The organism is Caballeronia udeis (assembly GCF_001544555.2).
Taxonomy (GTDB): Bacteria; Pseudomonadota; Gammaproteobacteria; order Burkholderiales; family Burkholderiaceae; genus Caballeronia; species Caballeronia udeis.
Genome location: NZ_FCOK02000116.1, coordinates 1 through 23,884 on the forward strand (window position 1 = coordinate 1; position 23,884 = coordinate 23,884).

A 23,884-nucleotide genomic window follows, 5' to 3' on the forward strand; every position below is an offset into this window, starting at 1 on the left:
TAGCTATCCTGCGCTCGCACGCATAACAGCGTGAAATCAATGGCTTATGTTTGTGATCGAGTCAAAGTTCGGGTTAGCGGCAACCGTTCTCTCCGAATCTTGGAGCTTGAGGAGCCTATCGCCGGGACTCGTAACCGTGTGACGATGGCGAGATATACGGACTGAGGAACCTCGGTCCAGAATCATGCTCATGTAAGGTCCGAATATAAGTCCGCAGCCACCCTCCTGGTCGAACACAATATCTGCATGCAAATGGGAGGCGACGATACAAGCAAGCGATGCCGTGCTTCGGTGCCGGTGCGATACGGCGAGCTTCCAATCCAACAATGGAGTTCGCCGTGCAGACAACCGAACTGATGACGTTGAACTCGCACGAATTTGACCGATTGAAAGTGATTTAAGCCGTCGTGGATGCTCGAGCCTGGGCTGCCCGCTGGGCCACCCGACAGTGCGTCAGGTCGAGCGCTTCGTGCTTCGGCACAAACAAGCTGGCGCCGACATGAGTGGGAGTCTGGTTGACAAATTCATGAAGGTCATAACGATGGTGCCCAAAACCGGCGGTAGCCTATCCTGCTGTAGATCAGAAATCCTTGTCTGTTCAGCTCCAGACATTCGGGATGGCCGGTTATCTCGCATTGTGTCAAACAAAACGGGACATTCAACAAGGGCGAGTTGCGTGACGACATGCAATTGGGAGCTTGCCGAGGGGCCACATGGTAGGCCGGGTTTTAGGGGTTGCCCATCGCCCGTATTACAGGTCGTCCCGTTTTGGTTTGTGTCAAACAAAGGCAGGGTTTTAGCACAATCGAGTTGTATGAAAATAAGCCGCATGCCCGCCGGGTTCCGTCGCGAATGAACCTGTTTGGTCCTCGCGGTTCCGATAACCGGAGACGATGCCAGACGTGGCGAGATGTTTGCCAGAGCATCTTGACCTGACATGATATGACACGGAGTTCGCATGGAACCGATACCGAACGTCCTGAGCGGCACGCTCGCTTTCCCCTTACTGACGAGCCAAGCGCGAGGCTAGATGTCCTGTTTGCCAGGTGCCGGAATTCCGCCGGGATCGATCGCGACGGGATCGGGATACGCGGTCAGGGATTTCGCTTCTGCCGAGACAAGCTACCCGTCGACGCTTTAAAACACGCCAGGAATAAACCGATACCGCACGCGCGCAGCGTACTCCCGATACCTCGCATCCTTGACCAGCACGCGTTCCTCTCGCACGACACGAAACATCTGCAACGCCCAGAGAAGCAAAAGCACGACGAGATTCCGTATGCCGAAGTTAGACAAGAGAAAACCGGCCTGACTAACGAAATATCCGAAGTAAATCGGATGTCGAAGAAAACGGTAGGGCCCGCTCACAACCACGCCGCGATTCGCGGGGAGTATTCCGAACGAGCGCCGCAACGAAAGCTTCGCACTGACCTGGATCGCCAGCCCCGCGATCTGCAGACCTGCCGCAACCGTTTCGGGGAGCAGGTGAATCCCTGGCGCGATACGGAACGCAAGGAAGTAGAAGCTCGCGCAGAGGGAAATCACTACCGTGACAGGGTTCCAGTCACGCTCACGCGGCACGCGCGTGCAGACAACAAGCCCGAGCGTGAGCAATTCAGAGATGACAAGCAGTAGCAATGTAATCCGCGAAGGATCCTTGTGAAACTGGTAGAGAGCCGATGAGACGAACACCGAGTACATCAGGACTGCAAGCAGCCGCATAACGATCTCGCCGATCATCTGATCTCGCGTCAAGGAAGCAGTCTTCCGAGCTGGCGGCTCGGTGAGGCTCCCCGAAACAACGGCTTGGCCTGCAGGCGATGGAATTTCCGATTTCATAATCAGTTCCGGTCGGGATACAGATCGATCTACGCGAAGGCACTGGCTTGGCCAGCTGTCCCGCAAGTTTGTAGATGCTTTCATGGACACATGGATGACGGACCATCTAGCAAAGCCATGCTGGGCATCTCACGGCCGTCCGTCCGAACACTTTTAGTCATCCCTTTATCGGAGGCTTGCGGCCTGCACGGGCTGCGCCTGAACCGCCGCCACCTTCGCCGGCGAAATGGACGACACCGGCTGCTGCTGCAGGCGTTTGCGCTGAATCTCGTAATACTGCAGGTTGTCCTGCACCGACGCTTTCGGCAGGTCGCGAGCGAGAATCTCGGCCGCCGCTTCCGTATTGCCGAGAAGACCGTAGGCCAGCGCGAGATCCTGGCGTGCCTGCGGCGGTGCAGCCGGATATCGCGTGACGTCGAGCAACACGTTCGCGCCTTCGCGGGGATTGCCGCCGAGGATCAGGGACAAGCCGAGATTCGAGCTCAGCACCGGATCGCCCGGATTCGTCTTGAGAGCCGCGCGTAATGCAGCCTGCGCGCCCGCGTGATCGCCGCTCAGGTCAAGCGCGGCGCCAAGTCCTGCCGACGCCAGTGCGTCGCCGGGCGTCAGCGTCAGCACTTGCCGATAGGTCGAGATCGCGTCGTCGAAACGGCGCTGGTGGATCGCCACTCGCGCAATGCCGATTAGCGGCGCGGTGTTGGTCGCGTCAAGCTGGCTGGCACGCTGGTAGTAGACACCTGCACGCGTGAAGTCGCCGACGGCGTAGAGCGTGTTGCCAAGCCCTGTCAGACCCGCTACCGAATGCGGATCGGCTTGAACGATCTGGTCGTAGATGGTTTTGGCGACGTCGATATTGCCCGAGTCGAGTGCCGAATCGGCGATGCGCAGTTCACTCATGCTGCTCGGCGAGGAATTATGCGTGACAGGGTGCGTATCGGTCAGGTGTTGCGTGGTGGTCGTTGTGCAGGCGGCAGTCGTGCCCAGGAGGACCACGGCGAGGGCCACGAGGCGAGGGCGCAGGCCGGTCGATCCGGCGACCATGTTCCCGGCGAATGAGTAGAGATTTTTTTTCATTGCTTTGACAGGACGTCCATAAGTTGGAGAATGGCGGGCCCGGCCGAAATCACCACTACGGCCGGCAGAATAAATAACATCATCGGCACGACCATCTTCGGGGCGAGCTTGGCGGCCTTCTCCTCCAGCATGACGATGTGCGCAAGGCGTTCCGTGCGCGAGAGCGTGCGCAGAGCCTGTGTGATGGGCGTGCCGTAACGCATGGACTGGACAAGCGTGGAGATCAGCGCGCGGATAGAAGGCAGGTCGATACGTTCGGCAAGCGCCTGGAGTGCCCGGGTGCTGTCGCCGGAGAGCTTGAGTTCGTCGGCGGTGAGCGAAAATTCCTCGGAAAGCGGCGGGCAGATCGTCTTGAGTTCGTCGGCGACGCGCCGGATGCTCACCCCGAGGCTGTTGCCTGCATTCGTGCAGATCACGAGCAGGTCTAGCGCATCAGGCAGGCAGCCGGCCATCTTCTTGCGGCGGCGCGACGCGCGAAATGCGACGATATACTCGGGAATGATCATGCCGACAATAAACGCCATCAGCATCATTGCGCCGCGGACCGCCGGGTACTGGCCGATCATCGGGATGCCGGACCCCAGCATGACGGCGAGGGCGGCGCAGACCAACCCGACAACAAACTTCACGGCGAGCAGCGCCGATACCGCAAGACTGCTGCGATAGCCACTACGTGCCATTTCCTTCCTCAGCTTAAGCCGGTATTTCGTGTCGAACAGGGGAAGCCGGTCGCCGATCCTGGCAAGCCGCTGCACGAGCCGCGTGCGCCAGCCGCCGGGCCCGTCGACCTCCTCTATCTGAACGATTGCCGCGCGCTGTGTGAGCGCGACTTGTCGCGCGCGATCGGCAATCCGGCCGCGCCGGCCGCCCCGCTTGGTCGCCCACAAGAGTGCAAGTCCGGCGAAGAGTGCGGACAGCATCAGAAGGTTGATGAGCGTTTCAATACTGTCATGGCTCATCGCGAGGTATCCAGTTTTGACATCTTGGTGATGATGACAATGCCTACCACGACTGAGATGACGGCGTAGGTAAGGAGCTTTTGACCAGCGGGGGTTCCCAGGAGCACCGCGAGATAGTTTTTGTCCGTTAGGGACATCGCCACCATGACGACTACCGGAATCGCTGTGAGGATCTTGGTCGTGATGCGAGCTTCCCCAGTCAGGGCCCGGGTCTTCTGACGAATTTCGCGGCGTGTACGCACGATGGCGGCGAGGTTCTCGAGCGTCTCGCCGAGCTGGCCGCCCGTTTCCCTCTGCAGCAGCACGCACACGCAAAAGAATGAAAAGTCCGCAACTTCGATGCGCCGCACCGCCGCCGCGAGCACGGCCTCGAGATCCAGCCCGATCTGAAGCGAATCGCCCATCAGCTTGAACTCGCGACGCAGTGGTTCCTGAAGCTCTTCGGCAGCCGCGCTGATCATCTGGGACACCGGCACGCCAGCCCGTACTCCGCGCACGAGCAGGTCGATCAAGTCGGGAAAGCCATCGAGAAACTGTCGTCGAAAACGCTCCACGAGAAAGCTGTACGCACGCATACCTATCAGCACCGGCAGGCCGGCCAAAAGCAACGGCGGGACGAAACCGGGCAGTGGCATGAAGCGCGCCATCAGAATGGCGACCAGCTCGCCAACGATCGCCGCCGCGATCACGATGCGCAGCCCGTTCGTGCCGGCGACCGTGCGCAGGCGGGCGAGCTTCGGGCCGGACCAGCGGCTGAACGCGTTGTTTTCCCGTGTGACGTTGAAGAGCTCCGCGGTTTGCTCAGCATCCTTCGCGACCGGGCGCTGACGCTGCAACGAGAACACATCCGCCATGCGCGCGCGGATCCGGGCTTCCGGCTGCTTGCTGCGCAGATCCTGCACGGTCAGGACCATCACACCGAGCACGATGACGCCTGCAAAGGACGCAGCGGTGACCAGGTCGACGAAATTCATGACTTCATCGCCTCCTGCAGGGCATCCTCGAGACCGTAGTAAGCCGCGCGCGCTGAAAACGCCGGACGTACCGAGGCACACTCGAACACGCCCTTGACTTCCTCGCTGTACGCGCTGGCGTCGTAGCGGAAGGTGAACAGGTCCTGCGTGATGATGACGTCGCCTTCCATGCCGACAAGCTCCGTGATGCGCGTGATACGGCGCATGCCATCGCGCATCCGTTCAATCTGCACGATCAGGTTCACGGCGCTCGCAATCTGGCGACGGATCGAAAGCAGCGGAAGATTGCCGTTCGCCATCATGACCATGCTCTCCAGCCGGGTGATGCTGTCGCGCGGCGTATTCGCGTGGATCGTCGTCATCGAGCCGTCGTGGCCTGTGTTCATGGCCTGGAGTACGTCGAAAGCTTCCGGGCCGCGTGTCTCGCCGAGGATGATGCGATCCGGGCGCATCCGCAGCGCGTTTCGCACGAGGTCACGCTGCGCGACGGCGCCGAGTCCCTCTGAGTTCTCAGGTCGCGTTTCGAGGCTCACTACGTGGGGCTGCACAAGTTGCAGTTCGGCGGCATCTTCGATCGTGACGGTACGCTCGCCAAGGTCGATGAAGTGCGACAGCGCATTGAGCAGCGTAGTCTTCCCCGAACCCGTACCGCCCGACACGATGATGTTGAGCCGGCAGGTGCTCGCGAGTTTGAGCACGTTCGCCATCGCCTGCGACAGGTTTCCCTGCTGCGCCATGCGGTGCAGCGTAATGTTGCGCTTGGAGAATTTGCGAATCGAGATGACCGCGCCGTGGATCGCGAGCGGCGGCAAGACGACATTGACCCGGCTGCCGTCGGCGAGGCGCGCGTCTACCATCGGACTGCTTTCGTCCACGCGCCGCCCGACGCTTGCAGCGATCCGCTGAGCCACGCTCACTACGTGCGAGTTGTCGCGGAATTTGTAGGGAGTGAGTTCGAGCCGGCCATGTCGTTCCACATAGACCTGGTCGGGCCCGTTCACGAGCACGTCGGTGACGGTCTCGTCGGCGAGCAAAGGTTCGATCGGGCCAAGGCCAAACATGTCGTTGAGCAGGTCGCCGACAATCTGCGATTGCTCCGAGATGGTGATGTTCAGGCGTTCGCGCTCGGCGATCTCCAGCACGAGTTGCTCGACGCCGGACTTCATCTGCTCGCGCGTGCGGCCGACCACGGCAGACGCGTTCATTGAGGCGAACACGCCGTTGCGAATGGTCTTGAAGAGCTCCGAGCGCACCAGCAGTTCGTTGCCTTCCGGCAAGCTTGCGCGCGACACCGCGGGCGGGATGGCGAGATCAGCGGCCGTATCGCGAATGGCGGGCGTGACGGGAACGGCTTTGCTGGCGGCCGGTGTGCTCTGTTTTTGCCCGAACATCAGCTTCTCCTCAGCCTGAGTTTCTGGAAGAACGTACGTTCAATGTTCGGGTGCTGGCCAGTCAGGTCACCGCCGATGCGCGTGATGGTCTGGTTGAAGCCGTCGGTCGTCTTGTCTTTGGGCGCTTCGCCCAGGTTTGCGGCAATCGTTACGGCCTTCGCTTCGTAGGGAATCTCGTACAGCACAGGGCGGCCGACCGCCGCCATGAAGTCGGCAGGCTCGACCATGCCCGCCGCCGCCGAAGTCACGTTGTTGAGCAAAAGCGACGTGGTCGGGTTGTTGTCCCGGTCTTCGATGAAGCGTAGCCGGCGGATGCTCTCGCGGGTCGAATGGACCGAACGGTCGGCGATCAGGTAGACGCGTGACGCGTGATCGAACGCCTCACCCGCGAGCGAATCCGCCAGGTTGCAGACGTCAAGGATCACGTAGTGAAAGTTCTCACACAGCAGTCTCAACACGCGTTCGAGTGAGTTGTCCTCGAACGGGTGCGGGGTGCCGAAGTCGAGTTCCGCCGAAAGCACGAACAGGCGCGAACCTTTGGCGACGAGCGTACGCTCGACGTACTGCGGATCGAGACGATGCACGTTCTGCAATACGTCGGACAGGCCGTTGTTGGTCTGTATGCCAAGCATGCTGTTCGCAGCACCGCCGTACAGGTTCAAATCGACATAGGCGATGCGGCGCTGCGTGTTTTCAGCCAGATGGCGCGCCACGTTGAGCGCGATCGTGGTCACGCCAACGCCGCCGCGCGTACCCGCGAATGCGACGGTCTTGCCCGCGCGCAGGCGCATTACCTGGCTCACTTTGCCCTCGGAAACGTTCAGCGTCCGCTTGATCAGCTCCACTGTGAGCGGTTTCACGAGATAGTCGCGCACGCCGATCTGCAGCAGAGTACGAAACAGGCCGACGTCGTTGCGTTCGCCGAGTGCCACTACCTGTACCGAGGGCTCGCATACTTCGGCGAGGCGGGCGAGGTCGGAGAGTGGCATCGCGGAGTCGTTCAGGTCCACGAGCAGGAACAGCGGCGAGCGGTCGAGCTTGGCCAGCAAGGTGATCGCGTCGTTCACACCGCCAATCGCGATGTGCGTATGCGGCATCGCCTGTTCGAGGACGTAGCTCTTGAGCACCTGCTCGGTCTTCTTGTCCGCGACGAACGCGATGAAGTCGGCGGCCCGGGCGCCGGCCTTGCCCTTCTGGAGATTTAACTCAGTCGTGCTCATCCTGTGCTCCCGTCACTTGGTATCGTGAGTCGTAACTGTGTTGAACGGAATCAGCTGGCCGGTTTCGTAGCGATGCACCGCGCTGGCCGCGACCGCGGCGTCGGCGGGTCCAGGCGCCCGTGGCGCGACCACGTCCTGCGGATTTGCGATCTGCGCGGCGAGATTCGTATAGGTGGCGCAACCCCATTCCATGCTGGGACGGTGCCAACCCGCGTCGGTTAGTACCGAGGGGCGCGACAGGCTCGCGCAGTCCGGCGGCACGACCGAATGCCCATCGTATTTGAGGATCGATGCGTCGGGCATGTCGCGCGGAGGCTTAAAGCAGCCACTGAGGCCCACGCCGATAGCACAGGCCAGGATGAACGTGAGGAGACGTGCAGATTTCATGGCATTGCGCTCAATAAACGTATCCGGCCGCGCCGACGAGACGCGGTTGTCCTGCCGTCGACGCTGTGTCGCCGGCCTGATGGCTGAAGCTATATTCAACGTCGTTGCTCGGTGAAACGAGTGACTCGAGCGGCGTGCGCAGTTTCGTCGGATCGGTCGGTTCGACGATATACGGTGTCACCATGATGACCAGTTCGGTTTTGTTGTTCTGATAGTTCGTCGACTGGAACAGCTTGCCGAGGATGGGGATCGAGCCCACGCCCGGGACCTGGGAGATCAGGTCGTTCGTGGTGCTCTGCAACAGTCCGGCGATGGCGAAACTCTGGCCGCTGCCCAGTTCAACGGTCGTGTCCGCGCGGCGCAGGCTCAGGCCCGGCACTGTGACACCCCCGGTCGTGACGCTTACCGAGGTATCGATCTCGCTCACTTCCGGACGCACCTTGAGGCTGATGCGGTTGTCGGCAAGCACGGTCGGCGTGAAATCGAGTTTTACGCCGAACTGCTTGAATTCAACCGAGATCGCGCCATTGATCTGCGATATCGGAATCGGAAACTCACCGCCGGCGATAAAGCTTGCCGTCTGGCCGGAAAGCGCTACGAGGTTAGGCTCGGCAAGTACGGTAAGGAGTCCCTCCTGGTTCAACGCGTCAACGAGTGCCTGGATATTGGTGTTGCCGGTCTTGAACTGGCCGAATATGGAATACGCATTGTTGGTCGGAAGGTTCACCGGGTACGGGTTGGTGCCGCCGTTTACAACCTGCTGGTTCAGGTTATAGATCGCGCGGCCGCTGTAGATGCCGCCGAAGAAATTGCCGGCTACATTGCCAAGCGACTGCCAGTTAATGCCTAGCTGCTGCGTGACGTTGCGGTCGACTTCCGTGATCCGCACACGCAATTGCACCTGCAACGGCCGGTCGATCGTCATGCGGTTGATCAACACTTCCTTGTCGGCCAGATAGGGCGTGACGGCCTGCACGACAGCGTCGGCATCGGCGGCGTTGGTGGCCTGGCCGGAAAGTTGCAATGAGCCCTGGCCGCCGGTGATTTGCACATTCATGTTGGGAAAACGCCCGGCGATCATCCTGCGCAACGCGTCCATGTCGCGTGCTACGGAGACGGTGCGCTGCAGGAGCGTCTTGTTGTTCGGGCCGAGCACGTAGAGTGTCGTGGTGCCACTCTTTTTACCAAGCACGAATACCGCTCGAGGCGAGGGCACGTGCACGTCGGCCACGGCCGGGTCGGCGACGAACACGGAAGTCGCATCTTCATTGAGCCGGACCAGCACGCCCGCGCCTGCGTTGATTTCGAGCGGACCCGTTGCGTATGCCGACGGTACCGGTTGCGACGCATTGGGGTCACGAGCCGGCATGGCCTTTGGAGGCGCCGCGAGTACCGGTGCCACGCACGACAGGGCGCCGGCGAGCGCCCAGGTGGCGCGGCAAATCGGACCGAACTGCATTTTCATGACGCTTTTCCTGGTGAATGGACGGTGTCCACCGGTTGCTGAGTGCGTTAATGCGATGCGGGGACGGTCGGCAGCGGAGGCACGCCGTTTGCTGCGCCACCATTCCCCTGTGCGACGGTCTCTGCCGAATTGCTGCTCTCGGAGCCGCGATAGATCATCACGGTGCGCGGTGCAGCCGGCACGGGCGGCAGGCCCACGGGGCTGACCTGCTGAGCGCGCGATTTGGGCAACTCGCGCAGCGCGCGGGATATATCCCCGGCCCAGACGGGTGCTGCTTGCGAGGCGCTGGACGCAGAGGCTGCCGCGCTCGAATCGGGGTCGCGGCTGGCGGTCGCGAAGCTACGCAGGGCGAGCGACAAGCTGCCGAGACGAGCGGCTACCGAGACCACCTCTCCCATGCGCGGTGTCACTTCCAGGGTGACCGTGCGAGCGCGGTTGTTAGCATCGGGGGCGTCGCTCGTCTTGGGCCGACTGATCTCCGAGCCGACCGCCAGCACACGCACGTGCTGGACAACCGTCTCGGTCGCCACTGCGAGGTCTGGAGATTCGGTGCGGCGATCCATTTGCTGGGTCAGCATCAGGTCGACGTAGTCACCCGGCTGGATCAGGCCCGCGTTGCCGGACACGTCATCGACGGCCACCGAGACCGCCCGCATCTCGGGCTTCAGGGTCGCGGCAAGGAAGCCTGGCGCGTTTGGCAGGATGACGTCGTCGGCGACGAGCACCGTGCCGCTCGCCGCCGGCCGACGCAGTAGTGCGCCTTTCAGGTCGACGGCGTTGGGGGCGTCGGCAACGATTGCGTTAGGCGGTACTTCGGCCACGGGAACGTTCTTCCAGCCGAGATCGTCGTCGCGCAGCAGAAGGCCCTGAGGAAGATCGGCTGCGCTTACGCGCACCTTTTGTGTGGTGACCGTTGGCGCCGACGTGTGGTAAGCGCCAGCAATGACCGTGCGCACGATCAACGCGATCAGGAGTGCGCCCAGGAGAAGCAACGCGAACTTAATAATTTTGGACATAGGGACGCCGTCCTATCGCGTCAAAATCAAAGGCAGCAACGCGGGTAGCACGATCACCGTGCCGCCGCCCGCAGCAAGCGCCACGCCGTAAGGCACGCCGCGTGCGCCAGAAAACATGGCGAGCGCCCGCATTGCCGCCAGGCGGTGATGCGGGTCCATGTTTCGCGTGGCAAGACTGACCAGGGACACGACGGTCCCGATCACCGAAATCAGGGTTAATGCAGGCCACGAGAGGGGCAGGCCGGCCCACAGGAAAATCACTGCTGCCAGCTTGGCATCGCCGCCACCCAGCATCTTTGCTGCGAACAGGCCGGCACAGACCAGGAAGACCACGAGGGCCATGGCGAGATGCGCAATCACGTCACCGAACGACAAGTGAAGGGCGAGCGCGTCGGCGAAAAAGAGAACACCAATCGCGAGCACGGGTCTGGTCGGCAGACGGCGGGACCGAACGTCGATCACCGCCAGCCATAACAGCGTGCAAAGTACGACGAGACGAATGGCGAGGGACAGTAGCTGCACGATGGTCGACGGAAGGAACGGGTCGGGCGGAAATTCGGACGGGAGCCCGAATTTCCGGATTCAAGCGATCATGAGGTCGTAGCTGTCGAGACGCTTGTGGTCATGGTGGTGAACAAGGCCTGGATGCTGGTCTTGAACGTAGCGCCGACCAGGGCCAAAGTGACGGCGACAATGCCGGCCATCATTGCGTATTCCAAGGCGCTGACGCCGCGATCGTCGCGGACAAACGCATTCACAAATTTGCGCATTTTGGTAACTCCTATACGAGAAAGTAGGTGTAACTACGTAGTAACGACTCGCATTAAAGTCGCAGGCCGTACCCACGATCCCGGGACTGCCGACTACGCGTAACGAACGGGGTGTGAGTACACCTCTTAACGGCGGATGCACACGGATCTTTAGGGACATCGAACTAAATCTCGGATACGCAAAAATTACCTTTAAAAATGCTTGAGCAAACAGTTGTGTGCTAATTCCAATTTCACTCGATGTGATGTTGCTATCCCCAAAAGGGACTTCCTTCGGGGCGTTCATGCGGTCATACATCGCGTACTCCATGAGCTTGCGTAATCTCGACGAGATGATGGCCGAGCGCGGTATTGAGGTTGGTCATTCGACGGTGCATCCTTGAGTGATCAAGTTGGTGCCACTGTTCGAGAAGACGCTTCGTAGCACAAGCTGCTGGTAAGCAAGCGCTGGCGGATGGACGAGGTGTGTCACGAACACAAGCGAAAGCTTGTGTTGCTGTACTGAAGATGGCAGTGGGCCTGGTACTGTCAACCTGCGGTCAACTTGGCGTGGATGCGGCGATAACGTCGGCCATGAAACAAGCTGACAATACCTCCATTCCGGGTATATTAGCTTTCCTATGCAAAGGCAGGCTCATATCTTCCCTCGCGCGGTTTTAACGTTCGGTCCAGCGCCGTTAGCGTGCCCGATCACCGGAGCAATTCGGGCACCGAGTGGCGCTTTACATTTAGTGTTGCCGACTACCCGACGGCGCGCGGTAAGCCAAATCACTTGTCGAACAGCATGACAAGCGATGGCGTCTCGCTCGATTCGCTTATTGGGTCAACACGACTTCCGTATAGCCGGAGCCGCTGCCTCCGGTTGTCGTACATTGCGCTGCGAAGAAGTTGTTCTTGTACTGGCAGTCTTCGCCATAGCCCGGGCCGTTCAGGCTTGTTGCCGAGCAATGACTTGACGGCGAGTAGTACTGCTCTCCCGGCCCCACCCCGCCAGCGTCGTCCCACCAGAATACCGCGGCGGGGGCGATTGCTGAGGAGCCCGTCTGATTCGACAGCGCCGAGAGCTGAGAGCAGGTTGGCGCCGCATAGGCCGCTCCGCCGCCCGAAGTGGAAAAGCAGCTGGAAAGCGCGGCTGCTGGTGCGGTACTGGACTTGGACAAGCCGCTAATGTAGCTCTGCGTCACCCCGGTTTGCACGTACAGCGAGCAGTTCGGCGTGGCCGATGTCGCCGTCGTCAGATACTGGGTGCTGCAGGTATAGACGGTCGTCGTGTTCGATCCGGACGTAGATGACGTGGACGTGCAATTGGAATAGCCCGAGCCGGGTGCATTGATGCCCAGGTAAGTCGAGAGATTGTTGTAGGACCCTGACGCGATCGGTACTTTGACCGATCCGGCGGTGACATTGGTGATCGAGGAGCCCCCAAAGAAAGAGTTGCTCGATGTCACTGTAACGGTGTACGAGGTGTTGGTATTTTCGCTGGGTGACTGGTTGTTAAGAAGGAGTGACGAATAAAATTTCTGCGTGCTCATATACGGCGCACCGTACGAGTTCGCGCCTGTGACCGTCACCCCGCAACCTGAATTCCCGGTGTTGCCGTCGGTCAGGTTCACGAGTGCAACGCCGAGCGGCTGGTTCGCAGAAATGGCGGGCAAGACCTGGCCGGATGGAAGAGGTTGATAGCTGCTGCCAATCATGTAGTAGTTGTTGTAGAGGTTCCCTGTGGTCGTCCAGGCCGGCACCGACGAATAATCGTATCCGCCGCCTCCCGATTTCAATGGCACCTCGTACAGGTAAGCGGAATTTCCATCGCACGCCACCGAATTTACGTTGGTAAACACCAGTTGTGGCGTGACGACCGGGTCTCCAGCGGTGCCCGTTGCCGTGATGGTGACCGACGGGATGACCAACGACATCAACGTCGTGGAAACCTTCGCGGTGGCGCTCACGGTGACGGTGTAGGCCGTTGCATTGCCAAGCGCCGGATTGATCGTGCCATTGCTGTTTGTCGACACGGTTGGCGGGCTTATCGAAAGGCTCGACGGCAGGAGCGTGCTATTAAAGTAATTGGTCGCGACCTGGGTTGCCGTGGCACTCCGGGTGGGATCGGTGAAGACGGCAGCGCCCGCGATCGCGGCCTGGTCGACTGCGCTCTGCAAGGTCGAACGGAATTGAACCATGCGCCCATAATCGACAGCGGCACCCACAATCAGGGCCATCGGAATAAGCAGCACCGCGAACGTCACGGCGATCGCGCCCGTTTCATCCGCGCAGAGACGCGACAGCATGCGCATGAACGTAGTCTTCATTGACGGCAACATGCGAAATTCCTCAGGAACAGGGTGCGGTGCACGTAATCGGCAGGTTGTTGCGGGGTCGCGCAAACGCGGTTTTCACGAGCGTGAAACTTGCAGGGAACAAGTACGACGTGAGCAAACTGTACTGATAGGTCACCCGTACAATGACCACGCTGTCGCCGGGTGTGCCAGCGGTAGGCAGCAGGTTGGTCGGCGTTGTAGCCAGCGCGTGGGCAGTGGTGTTACCCAAGGCCGTCGCCGTAGAGGCACACGAGTGATCGCTCTCCCAATTGACCGTAACGCCACCGCTCGTGTAATTGGTCACGCTCGCCATTGCCGCCGATAAAGAGCCAGCGCCAGTCGTCGCCCCGGTTGGAAAGGGTGTCATCATCAACGTGCCGGCCTTGCAAAAATTGCCCAGCACGCCGCTCGTCCCGCCGGTGACGCCATTACTTTGCTGCGAGATCAGGTCCGCCATGGACGACGCTGTGTTGGACAACAGCATATTGACCCTGACTATCTGCCCGATCTCGTAGATGCCGAACAGGAGGGCCAACATAAGCGGTAAGACAAGCACGAATTCGATCGCGGCAACACCACGCGTATTCTTTAGAAACCTGCAAAGCCTGGGCATCATCAATAAGGCTCCGTCTGGAAAGCGAGGGTTGACATGACCATGGCCGTACCGGAAGAAAGCGACCCTAGTAATGACTTGTTGTAGCCGACCTGCAGGATGACGTCGTACTTTGGCGACAGTGAAGCCTTGGTCTGGGTCATGACCCCCTTGTTGACGCTCGCGACACTCAGCGTCGTGAAACCCGCGCCAGCCGGCGTCCCGGAGCTTGCCGCCGCCACATAAATCTGGATGCTCGTGGTGCATGACGGAACAAGGTTATAGCCGCTCACGGTCAGATCCTTACAGACCGCCGAGACCAGACTGGGGGTGTACTTGCTGGACGTGCCGGTGATTGTTCCTATGCGGATCTGCCGGGCGGCGTCCCGCGTCGCATTGTCGATGAGCGACTGCGTGACGAACGACATGCCGAACTGGTACGTCCCGATCATGGCCCCCATGAAAAGCGGGAACACTATCGCGAACTCGAGCGCACTTACGCCTCTGTCCTCGGAGCAAAATCCCGCGAACCATTTGGCGGCTACTCGCGCGCGTGATATTTCCGCGCGCGACGCATGACAAAACCTGCTCGCCCATAGGCGTCCGAGACCAAGGTGTTTCTTGAGTGTCGTTGCGCTAACGATCTTCGGCTGCGTTGCCTTCGACCTTGAGCGTGAACGCTCGCTAGACGTGCGGTTTTTCATAAGCCACGAACCCCGAGTCCGGTAAGTTAATTGCGTCAAGCGCTTATCTATGAGACGCGTCGGCATGCCCGCTTGTCTACCGAGTTCGCCGCCTTGCCGCCCTTTCAATATTGAATGGAAAAGTGGTTGGCTCGCACTTCGGACTTTGCTTCATCCCCTACTTGGGTTAACGGCAGGGAATTTGATTGCTTTAATGCGTTCGCAGGTTCTGTCGCGCTAAGGCGATCAAGAAAGATGCGGTAGGACACCGCGCGAAAAGGGCTTGATCGCCATGATGAGCAAGCGCGCCGAGTTGGAGCTGCTCGACGCCATTAGTGTTTATTTCCATCTCGCCACACCGGGGCTTGGACCCGACGTCGAGATTTATCAAAACGCCGAGTGGGGTTTCCGTCAGTGCGACAAAGCCCTAAAAGGTCGTGTACGCAGGTCTACCTGTTGAGACGAACTATTCTGCATAGTTTCCAATCAGGCACGAGCCTGCGGCAGAAAATCTGAGCATTAAACAATGCTAGTTGGGAACCCCGCAGGCGGTGCGGCGACGCTGTAATGACGGTTGGCTCTTCCTTGCGCGGTTTCGGGTTTCGATGCGAGCGGACTGGCTTGCCGGGGATGAGACTTTCAATGGAGATGACCACGACGGCGGTTCGGGAAAACGGTTCTCGTGAGGATTATTAGAACATTCCTTTTTCATGCTGTTTCCTTGAAGTTAAAGACCTTCAATCGACGCGTCTCGAGTAAGAGGGAACGATCAACCCGTCCCACTGCAGTGATATTTGCCTGAAGCATTCTTCAATCCACGGTCATGGCGGCATAGGGAAGAGAGAAACAAAAACGTACGTTCGCAAACGTTTGACCAAGGTGTTTCAGGCTCGGTTTTTCTGTCGCGATTTCGAGACACACGTCACATAGTTGACTCGGACAATGCGTATGCCGCATTTAAATATTACAAAGTCATACCGGAAGTATTACAAAGTAATTTCATTAATTCAATGCTGACCGCTACTAATTGGATGCCGTCGCCAGGGGTATTGGTGGTCGATCCCTTAATACCGGCTACATGAATCCATTCCATCTCTGATCGACTGGATTGGCTTGTGCAGTGTGCTGTTGGCGGCGAACAACACACACGGCTTGTCCAAAGCCGCGCTGCATTTCACGTGATTGTCACTCAATACTTTCTGTACGGACTTCCGGGTTACGCAGGATGACTCCTTTAGAACATCCATCGTCCGGCCTTAGATCTTGTTTACCGAAAATTTCATATAAATAAATAATCCCGTGCTTGCAGTCGAATTTAGAAACGCTTAAATTTCACATCGAAATTCGGGGAAACAAGAAAAAATTCGGGGAAACAACAATGAAGCTGATTTTGGAAGCGCGCCATCTATTCGATGGCAGCGTGGCAGCGCTCGCTCATACAACAACACATTCCGATGCTGCGGATCACGGCCATCACTCCGTTTCCCCGGATTTATCTCATCCCCATTCCCGCCATCACGATCACGCGCAGCATGATGCGACGCTAACGCCGACACATGCGCCGGGCGACATTCCGGCGCTCGCGCCGAATCCCGCGGCAACCGAAATCCTGTTCATTGACCCGCGCGTCGCAAATTGGCAGGCGCTCGCGAAGGGCGTCGCGAAGAATGTGCAGATCGTGCTGGTCGACCCGAACCGCGATGGGCTCGAACAGGTGACAGCCGCGCTCAAGGGACGCTCGGATCTCACGGCAATCCAGTTCCTCACCTACGGCCAGTCTGGCCAGATTGAGCTAGGCAATGCGCCTGTCACGACTGCTACGCTCGCGAGCCGCGCAGGCGAAGTCGCGTCCTGGGGTGACCATCTTGCCGCTAACGCCGACATCGAATTCTGGGGTTGCGACGTAGGGCAGGGCGACAACGGTCTGGCATTCGTCGACAGTGTTCATGCACTGACGGGCGCGCAGGTCGCTGCATCGACCAACGCCACGGGCGCGGCGCAACTTGGCGGCGACTGGACCCTGGAGCGCACCACTGGCGTGCTCGCAGTCGGCGCGCCGTTCAGCGCGGCATCGATGGCGGCTTATCAAGGTGTGCTCGACAGTCCCGTGCCGACAGTCAGCTTCGATCCAGCCACGGTGCCCGGCGACGTCCTGCTCGGCAGTACGTTCACGGAAACGGTGACGTTCGCGAACACGGCATCCAACGGAGTCGGATACGGTCCGTTCATTGATTTATATGTGCCGAAGGACGCAGCGCAGACCGCTACGCTGACCGGGGCGTCGTTCCTCGGCACCGCGATCACGCCCGAAGCGGTGACGTTGTCGACCACGATCCCCGGCCACGCAGGCGTGCTCGGCGCGTTGCATCCGCTCGCGCTCGACAATACCGGCAAGCCATTGTTCGTCGCAGCGCCCCCCGGCTACCAGGCCAATGACGTGATGTATGTGCTGTCACTGCCGTTCGGCAGCTTCACGCCAGGCCAACCGGCCGCACAGATTCAACTGACTTTCACGCTTGACAACAGAACTGAGTTGTCCAGCATGCACGGTGGCCAGGCGCTCGACATCACCGCGATCGGTGGCTTCCAGTACGGCGCGGATCCGCTCAACGACCCGGGCACCGATCCGTCGATCCGCGGCACCGCCGGGACGGCGGGCGTGACGAGCGGGGCGGACGGCATGGTTGTCGCCGCTTCGACGGTATCGCTGCTCGACGTCTCCGCGACCACCGACCTCCATGAAAGCGAAACGGCGACCGGCCCGGATTATCCATTCAACTATGTCCTGACGATCAAGCCCGCGCCGGTCACGCAAGGCGATCCGCTATCGAACACGACCTTCACGTTTGATCTGCCGCCAGAGGTGCAATACACCCACGGCACCATCGCGTTTACGGGGCCGGGCGGCGCGACCGGGACCGCGACATTCAATCCCGGAGTGGCAGGCGCAAACGGTCCGGGAGGCACGGTGACCGTGCACTTCACGTCGCTCGGCACCGACGGGGCCGACACGGCCACGGTCGTCAAGATTCCTGTCTTCGTACCGCAATTCGACGCAAACGGTAACCCGGTGCTCGACGCCGCCGGCACGCCGCGCGACATCACCGTGGCCACGATCTATAGCTATACCGGTTCGTGGACGCCGACCGCGGCATCGCTCGATCACGCGCTCGGCGTGCAGACCATTTCCGGCGACAGTTCGACCAACCCGACCTCGACCGATTTCGTTGCGAAGGCGCTCGCGATCCAGGTGACCGACGACGCGTCCGCCGGCAACATTGTGCCGGGTGAGGTCGTTACCGAATCGATTCATTTCGAAGTATCGGACTACTACTCGCTCAATCAATTGAAGATCGCGGACCAGCTCGGTGATGGCCTCTCGCTGCTTTCTCCGACCGAGCTTGGATATGTGGCGCCGACTTTGAGCGTTACGCGCAGCGGCGTGAGCTCAGCGCCGGTATCGTTTGGCGACGCCGGCAATCTCGTCCCGGCATCGGTGAACGGTCAGACGGTCGCTGAAAGCGGCTCGAACGCCGCATGGAACTACACGCGCGACGACGCGGGCACGAGCGCGAATCCGGGCGCGACGTCGATCAGCTTCGGGGTTGGCGCGTTGCTCGAAGCACAGACAGGCGCTGGCGTGCTCGCTTCGGTTCTGCAGGGCGGCGGGGGTGGCGCGACCCAGGGCGTGATCACGTTCGTTACGAAGGTGCTGGACAAGTACACGAATACCAACAACGAAAACAGTCTGCGCGAAAAGGACCAGATCACAAACCAGGTCACTCTTGCCGGCACGAGCGCCTCGGTTGTGACGGTCGACAACACGGCGCAAACCATTGTTGCCTCAACCGGAACGGTCGCCGATGACTCCGCGGTCACTGACACTGTTGCTCCGGGCTCGATGGTGCTGAGCGTGGTCGCGGTGAACGGCCAGACCGCCGACCTCACCCACATCGAGCCGGGCGACACGGTCACCTACGGCCTCACCTATTCGCTCACAACGGGCGACTACGGTTCGCTTGACCTGACGGCGAACCTGCCGCTGCCGGTTTTTTCCACCACCGACCCGACATCGACCGGTTCGAACGTGACCGCGTACACGGCGGACAACACCGCCGACTCGTTTCCGACGGCCGGTACCTACAAGCTGATTAATCCGATCAGCGGCGAGTCGGTTGTCTCCGCGACGGCGAACGGCACGGCGAACAGCATCTCGTTCAACTTTGGCAACCGCGACGACACGACCAACGCGGCCGGCCAGAAGGTCACGGTGTACTTCAGCGTGGTGGCATCGAACAAGCCGTTTGCCGACGGCTTGCCACTCACGAGCCAGGGCAATAGCTCGTACACCAATGCGGAGGGTCAGACGGCCGCTACGGCGGCGATCCAGCAGGTGCCGCTGGAAGAGCCGGAAGTGACGGTGAAGACGGGGGTGGTGTCGATCGTCGGCGACGGTGGCGCGTCCAAGGGCACCTTTACGCCTGACACGTCGAATCCGAACTCAGCCATACCGTGGACGCCGCAGACTGACGTCACGCCGAGCGGCGCGGCGGGTAGCCCATTTGCCCCCGCCGGCACGGCCGCCGGCACCCTGTTCACGACTGCGGGCGCGAACGGCACGGCGAACCCGCTGGCGGCGGACGACCTCAACGTGACGGGCGCCGATGGCGGGGACATCACACGCGTGGTGTCGACAGTTGCGAACGAAGGACACGCGAGCGCCTTTGACGTCATCGTGCAAGGCACGCTGCCGAGCGGCTATTCGACCGGCAATGTAACGAACTTCGCGATCTATAACTCGGCGGGAACGCAGATCGACACGGGTGTCACGGCGGCTCAATACTTCAGCGCGGGCGGTGTCAAACTGATCTCGACCGCGGGGACGGACGTGGGCATTGCCGCCGGCGACCGGGTCTACGTGGTGTACGACCTGACACTGTCTACGACACAGCAAACGGGTGACACGCTCGCGGCCGGCTCGTCGGTCGTCAACTGGGCTAGCGTGACGGGCGGCGTGGCGGCGGGCAACGGCTTCGTGAGCGGCACCGGCACTGCTGCACTGACGCTTGGCGAAGGTTCCGCGGCGTTGTCCGACAGCGCGACGATAGGCGTCAGCGCGCCGAGCGTCACGAAGACGGTAACCAGTGGCAGCGACACAAACCTTCCGCTTGGCGCCGACAATGCCGTTGTGCCCGGCGAAACCGTGACGTACACGGTCGTAATCACGCTGCCGCAGGGCGTGACGTCGAACGGTTCGAATGATCTCACGCTGACCGACCGGTTGCCTGCAGGTATGACCTTCGGGAGCATTAGCTCAACCAGCTTTGGAACCGGCGTCACTTCATCGAATGGCGGCACGATTTCGGCGTCGCCTTCGGGCTCGACCGTCACCTTCGATCTTGGCAGTTCGGTGACCAATAGCCAGGTCGACACCAACGGCACGATCACGATCGTCTATACCGCTACGGTCGACGCCACGAACACGCCGCACGTCGGCGCCACTTATTCGAACAGCGCGTTCCTGAACTACGACTCGGGCCAGACCACGCCCGTTACGGCGGCCAATACCGCGACGGTCACAGAACACGATCCGCAGGTGAGCGAAACGATCACGGCTGCCGACGCCACCACGGGCGCGCCGATCGCGACCAATGGCACCGTAGTCAGCCACGAAATGCTGACCTACACCGTCACGCTCACCAATAACGGTACCGCCCCGGCCAACAACCTCGCCGACCTGCTCAATTTGCGGGCAGGCCTGACCTACGTCAACGGCTCGCTGCAGTACGGGAGCGGCGGCACGAATCCGACTACGTCCGACACCAACACGAGCGCCCTGAGCATCGGGCTCGGTACGCTCGGCGTCGGCCAGACGGCAACGTTCACATTCCAGGCCACGGTCAATCCGAACCTGCCGGCGGGCACGTCGCTCAAGGTAGATACGCCGGCCGACGCCACCTCGGGCACTTACTACTCGCTGCCGGGCACGGCGCAAGGCCACATGTACAGCGACAGCGCGACCGATACCGCGACCATCGGGCAGATCACGCCGGTGCTGTCGATCACCGGCGAATCGAATAACACCGACACGGCCAGCACGCCGACGCAGACCAATACGCAGACGTCGACCGAGGCGACCGTCGGTGAAGTGGTCACGATGCAGGCGTACGTGCAAATTCCCGAAGGCTCGAACCCGGCGACGCTCAATTTCACGATGCCGTCCGGCCTTGAATATCTGAATGACGGCAGCGCAAAGATCGCCTTTGTCAGCCCGAACGGAGATCTGCTCTCGACCGACAGTGCGTTGTCGGGCGTCACGCAATACCAGGACATCAACCCGGGGGCCGCGAACTACATTTCACCGTCGGCCATCACCAACACGGGCACGGGCACCGCCGACGTCGCCACTTTCAGGCCGGTTGACGCGCTGCCGGGAAGCGTGGTCACCGCGAACGGCAATAGCGTCGCCATCGACCTCGGCACGCTGAGCAACAACGACAACTCGTCGACCGGCAACTACGTGCTCGTCGAATTCAACGCGGTGGTGACGAACGTCGCGGCCAACCATCAGGGCGCCTCGGCATTGCAGACGTCGTTCACGGTGGACGGCGTTGCGTCGAACAACGTCAGCGTGGCGGTCGAGGAACCGGCCGTTACCGTCACGAAGACCGCCACCGCGGTCGACAATACCAACGACACCGTCACGTATCAGGTCACGGTGAAAAACACCGGATCGTCGAGCGCGTACAACGTCGTGCTCGACAATCCGGCGGCCACGAACGAAAGCAACATCACGTTCGTCAGCGCCACCGGCGCAGGCACGGGTGGCGCCGGCGCCGGGGGAACCACGGGCACGGACCTGAACTACGCGATCGGGCAACTCGGCGCAGGCGGCAGCGAGGTCATCACGTACACGGTGAAGGTCGCGCCGGGCCAGACCGTCCAGAACGACACTGCCACGGCGACGTGGCAAAGCCTGGCGGGACAGCAGACATTCAACGGCTCGACCGCCGGTGCTGTCGGTTCGCTCACCGGGCCGCGCGACTTCGATCCGGCCGCCAATCCGCCGGACAACTATGTCGCCACGGCCGCAACTGATATTGGCAGTGCACAAGGGCGGGTCTGGCAGGACGTCGGCAACGACAAAACGACGTTCTCGCAAACTGCCGGGTCGGCCGATACGGCGCTGGGCGGCATTACGGTCACGGCGACCATTACCCAGCCCGGCGGTACGGTCATTCACGAAACCACGACGACTGCCGCCGACGGAACCTACAGTTTCGGGGCGCTGCCCGACGGCACGGTCGCAATCTCGCTGAACGGCGTGCCGGCCAACGAGACGCTCGTCTACGACCCGGACGGCTCGGTCAGCAGCAGTCCGCCCGGCGCGTCGTTCACCTCAGCCGGTGACGCTCACGGCAACGTGGACTTTTCGTTCCAGGCACCGGACACCGCGCCGGTCATCGCGAACTGGAGCGGCAGTGCCACCTACGCGGAAGGTGGCCCGGCGGTGGTGCTGTCCAGCGCCGGCGCGTCTGTCAGCGACACCCAGCTCGACGCACTCGGCGATTACAGCAATACGACGCTGACGCTTCAGCGGTATAGCGGCGGCGTCGCGGCGCCGGTCAACACCGATGTGTTCGCGGGTACCGGCCTGCTGTCGCTGTCGGGCGGCACGGTTACATTCAACGGCGTCGCCGTGGGCGCCTATGCGGAGGCGAACGGCAAGCTGAGCATCACGTTCGGTGCCGGCGCCACCGCAGCGACTGTCAACGACGTGCTGGGCAGCCTCGGCTATTCGAGTACCGATACCAGCACCGTCAGCACCGGGATCCAGATCGGCGCGACGCTCGACGACCACAATACGGCAGGCGCGCAGGGCACCGGCGGCAACATGACCAGCGCACCGGCGTTTGTGACCGTGAACGAGGTACCCGCTCCGGGCGGGTCGAGCGCGACCTTCATCGAACCGAACGACTCGCCGGCCGCAGCGGTGGCCGTGGCGGTGGACAGCACATTGTCGGTGGCGAGCTCCGACACGTTCGCCGGCGCCACGGTGAAGGTCAGCAACTTCAAGCCTGGCGAGGACGTTCTCGTTGCGGGCACGCTGCCGTCGGGCGTGACGGCCAGCTTCGATGTGGCCACCGGCACGATGACGCTCACCGGCACCAATCTCAGCGCAGCCACCGTGCAGACGGCGTTGCGCGCGGTCTCCTACTATGACAGTAGCGACACGCCGAACACGACGGTGCGCGACGTCACGATCTCGGTAGTGGACAGCACGACCAACGCGACGACGACCGCTGCCGTGGCGACCATCGATGTCGTTCCGACCAATGATTCGCCGCTGCTCAACGGCGTTCCCGTGACGCTCAACCACGCGACTGAAGACGCAGGCGCGCCGGTCGGTGCAGTCGGCACGCTGGTGTCGGCGCTGACCGGCAGCGGCAACGTGACCGATCCAGACGGCGCCAACGCCCATGACGGCACGCCGCCGGGCGCAATCGGCGTGGCGATCACCGCCGCGAACACAACGGCAGGCACGTGGTGGTATTCAACCAATAGCGGCGCAACCTGGACGGAATTCGCGGGCAACGGCATGACCGCTGTGTCTCAGGCCAACGCGCTGCATCTCGTGGCCGACGGCAATACGCGAGTCTATTTCGACCCGGCACCGGACTGGAACGGCTCGGTGCCGAACGCGTTGACCTTCCGCGCGTGGGACCAGTTCGACGGCGCCGCCAACGGCTCGCTGTCGGCGCTCCCGGCTGCGAACACGTTGGGCCAGGGCTTGAACACCCCCGGCTCGGCCTATTCGTCGGCCAGCCAATCGGTTGATCTGATCGGGGATCCGGTGAATGACGCGCCCATTGCCAGCGGAAGCACTACGCTCGGTCCGGCTGCGGAAGACACTACCGCGCCGCCAGCCGACACGGTCAGCCATCTGTTCGGCAGCAATTTCAACGACAGCGCCGATCAGCAGCAAAGCGTCAGCAATCCGACCGGCTCGGTGGCGAACACGCTGGCGGGCGTCGCGATCACCGGTAACGGTGCAGACGCGAGCCAGGGCGCCTGGCAATACTCGACGGATAACGGCGCGCACTGGACCACGATTGCCGCCACCGGCCTGAGCGATTCGAACTCGCTCGTGCTGTCGTCGTCGGCACAATTGCGCTTCGTGCCGGCGCCCGACTTC

General features: G+C 61.3%; 15 protein-coding genes and 2 pseudogenes. 3 read left to right on the forward strand and 14 right to left on the reverse strand.

What is annotated here, in order from left to right; translation table 11 throughout:
• Positions 1–1,137: 1,137 nt before the first annotated feature.
• The 11 genes from AWB69_RS42340 to AWB69_RS42390 form a co-directional block, all read right to left on the reverse strand.
• Positions 1,138–1,755, reverse strand: a complete 618-nt coding sequence (locus AWB69_RS42340; protein WP_231937430.1) for a methyltransferase family protein — start codon at positions 1,753–1,755, stop codon at positions 1,138–1,140.
• A 249-nt stretch (positions 1,756–2,004) separates the two neighbouring features.
• Positions 2,005–2,913: a tetratricopeptide repeat protein gene (locus AWB69_RS42345; RefSeq protein ID WP_231937431.1), complete on the reverse strand. Its 909-nt coding sequence runs from the start codon at positions 2,911–2,913 to the stop codon at positions 2,005–2,007.
• A complete protein-coding gene (locus AWB69_RS42350; RefSeq protein ID WP_062092732.1) occupies positions 2,910–3,872 on the reverse strand; it encodes a type II secretion system F family protein in 963 nt (320 codons plus the stop codon). The genes AWB69_RS42345 and AWB69_RS42350 overlap by 4 nt, the downstream gene beginning before the upstream one ends.
• On the reverse strand, positions 3,869–4,846 hold the full coding sequence (locus tag AWB69_RS42355; RefSeq protein WP_062092733.1) for a type II secretion system F family protein: 978 nt from the start codon (positions 4,844–4,846) through the stop codon (positions 3,869–3,871). Before AWB69_RS42355 ends, AWB69_RS42350 begins: the two co-directional genes overlap by 4 nt.
• Complete coding sequence (locus tag AWB69_RS42360; protein ID WP_062092734.1) at positions 4,843–6,237, reverse strand: CpaF family protein; 1,395 nt, start codon at positions 6,235–6,237, stop codon at positions 4,843–4,845. The genes AWB69_RS42355 and AWB69_RS42360 overlap by 4 nt, the downstream gene beginning before the upstream one ends.
• Complete coding sequence (locus AWB69_RS42365; RefSeq protein WP_062092735.1) at positions 6,237–7,457, reverse strand: AAA family ATPase; 1,221 nt, start codon at positions 7,455–7,457, stop codon at positions 6,237–6,239. The genes AWB69_RS42360 and AWB69_RS42365 overlap by 1 nt, the downstream gene beginning before the upstream one ends.
• A 12-nt stretch (positions 7,458–7,469) precedes the next feature.
• On the reverse strand, positions 7,470–7,844 hold the full coding sequence (locus AWB69_RS42370) for a CpaD family pilus assembly lipoprotein (RefSeq protein ID WP_062092736.1): 375 nt from the start codon (positions 7,842–7,844) through the stop codon (positions 7,470–7,472).
• A 10-nt stretch (positions 7,845–7,854) separates the two neighbouring features.
• Complete coding sequence (locus tag AWB69_RS42375; RefSeq protein ID WP_082913838.1) at positions 7,855–9,309, reverse strand: type II and III secretion system protein family protein; 1,455 nt, start codon at positions 9,307–9,309, stop codon at positions 7,855–7,857.
• A 47-nt stretch (positions 9,310–9,356) separates the two neighbouring features.
• Positions 9,357–10,325 carry a Flp pilus assembly protein CpaB gene (cpaB, locus tag AWB69_RS42380; protein WP_062092737.1) on the reverse strand — a complete coding sequence of 323 codons (969 nt, stop codon included), beginning with the start codon at positions 10,323–10,325 and terminating at the stop codon, positions 9,357–9,359.
• Positions 10,326–10,337: 12 nt separating this feature from the next.
• Complete coding sequence (locus tag AWB69_RS42385) at positions 10,338–10,847, reverse strand: A24 family peptidase (protein ID WP_062092738.1); 510 nt, start codon at positions 10,845–10,847, stop codon at positions 10,338–10,340.
• Positions 10,848–10,915: 68 nt separating this feature from the next.
• Complete coding sequence (locus tag AWB69_RS42390; RefSeq protein WP_062092739.1) at positions 10,916–11,095, reverse strand: Flp family type IVb pilin; 180 nt, start codon at positions 11,093–11,095, stop codon at positions 10,916–10,918.
• A 245-nt stretch (positions 11,096–11,340) separates the two neighbouring features.
• On the opposite strand from AWB69_RS42390, the pseudogene AWB69_RS46590 reads away from it, so the two are divergent.
• Positions 11,341–11,558 (forward strand): annotated as a pseudogene (locus AWB69_RS46590) (hypothetical protein); the annotation flags it as partial.
• Positions 11,559–11,910: 352 nt separating this feature from the next.
• On the opposite strand, the gene AWB69_RS42395 reads toward AWB69_RS46590, so the two are convergent.
• The 3 genes from AWB69_RS42395 to AWB69_RS49040 are packed head-to-tail and all read right to left on the reverse strand — an operon-like array spanning position 11,911 to position 14,775.
• The gene (locus AWB69_RS42395) at positions 11,911–13,416 is read right to left on the reverse strand and encodes a TadE/TadG family type IV pilus assembly protein (protein WP_062092740.1); all 1,506 of its coding nucleotides are present in this window, start codon (positions 13,414–13,416) and stop codon (positions 11,911–11,913) included.
• A gap of 10 nt (positions 13,417–13,426) precedes the next feature.
• Complete coding sequence (locus AWB69_RS42400) at positions 13,427–14,029, reverse strand: TadE/TadG family type IV pilus assembly protein (protein ID WP_062092741.1); 603 nt, start codon at positions 14,027–14,029, stop codon at positions 13,427–13,429.
• Positions 14,029–14,775: a TadE/TadG family type IV pilus assembly protein gene (locus tag AWB69_RS49040; RefSeq protein WP_062092742.1), complete on the reverse strand. Its 747-nt coding sequence runs from the start codon at positions 14,773–14,775 to the stop codon at positions 14,029–14,031. The genes AWB69_RS42400 and AWB69_RS49040 overlap by 1 nt, the downstream gene beginning before the upstream one ends.
• Before the next feature lie 172 nt (positions 14,776–14,947).
• On the opposite strand from AWB69_RS49040, the pseudogene AWB69_RS46595 reads away from it, so the two are divergent.
• Positions 14,948–15,124: pseudogene (locus AWB69_RS46595) on the forward strand (glutathione S-transferase); the annotation flags it as partial.
• 942 nt (positions 15,125–16,066) lie between these two features.
• Positions 16,067–23,884: DUF4347 domain-containing protein (locus AWB69_RS42410; RefSeq protein ID WP_062092743.1), on the forward strand; the 7,818-nt coding region annotated here is incomplete at its 3' end.

Bases quoted from the DNA above. Each gene is read 5' to 3' on its own strand.
- AWB69_RS42345 (WP_231937431.1), bottom strand. From the start codon at position 2,913: ATGAAAAAAAATCTCTACTCATTCGCCGGGAACATGGTCGCCGGATCG.
- AWB69_RS42350 (WP_062092732.1), bottom strand. From the start codon at position 3,872: ATGAGCCATGACAGTATTGAAACGCTCATCAACCTTCTGATGCTGTCC.
- AWB69_RS42355 (WP_062092733.1), bottom strand. From the start codon at position 4,846: ATGAATTTCGTCGACCTGGTCACCGCTGCGTCCTTTGCAGGCGTCATC.
- AWB69_RS42360 (WP_062092734.1), bottom strand. From the start codon at position 6,237: ATGTTCGGGCAAAAACAGAGCACACCGGCCGCCAGCAAAGCCGTTCCC.
- AWB69_RS42365 (WP_062092735.1), bottom strand. From the start codon at position 7,457: ATGAGCACGACTGAGTTAAATCTCCAGAAGGGCAAGGCCGGCGCCCGG.
- AWB69_RS42370 (WP_062092736.1), bottom strand. From the start codon at position 7,844: ATGAAATCTGCACGTCTCCTCACGTTCATCCTGGCCTGTGCTATCGGC.
- AWB69_RS42375 (WP_082913838.1), bottom strand. From the start codon at position 9,309: ATGAAAATGCAGTTCGGTCCGATTTGCCGCGCCACCTGGGCGCTCGCC.
- cpaB (WP_062092737.1), bottom strand. From the start codon at position 10,325: ATGTCCAAAATTATTAAGTTCGCGTTGCTTCTCCTGGGCGCACTCCTG.
- AWB69_RS42390 (WP_062092739.1), bottom strand. From the start codon at position 11,095: ATGCGCAAATTTGTGAATGCGTTTGTCCGCGACGATCGCGGCGTCAGC.
- AWB69_RS42395 (WP_062092740.1), bottom strand. From the start codon at position 13,416: ATGTTGCCGTCAATGAAGACTACGTTCATGCGCATGCTGTCGCGTCTC.
- AWB69_RS42400 (WP_062092741.1), bottom strand. From the start codon at position 14,029: ATGATGCCCAGGCTTTGCAGGTTTCTAAAGAATACGCGTGGTGTTGCC.
- AWB69_RS49040 (WP_062092742.1), bottom strand. From the start codon at position 14,775: ATGCCGACGCGTCTCATAGATAAGCGCTTGACGCAATTAACTTACCGG.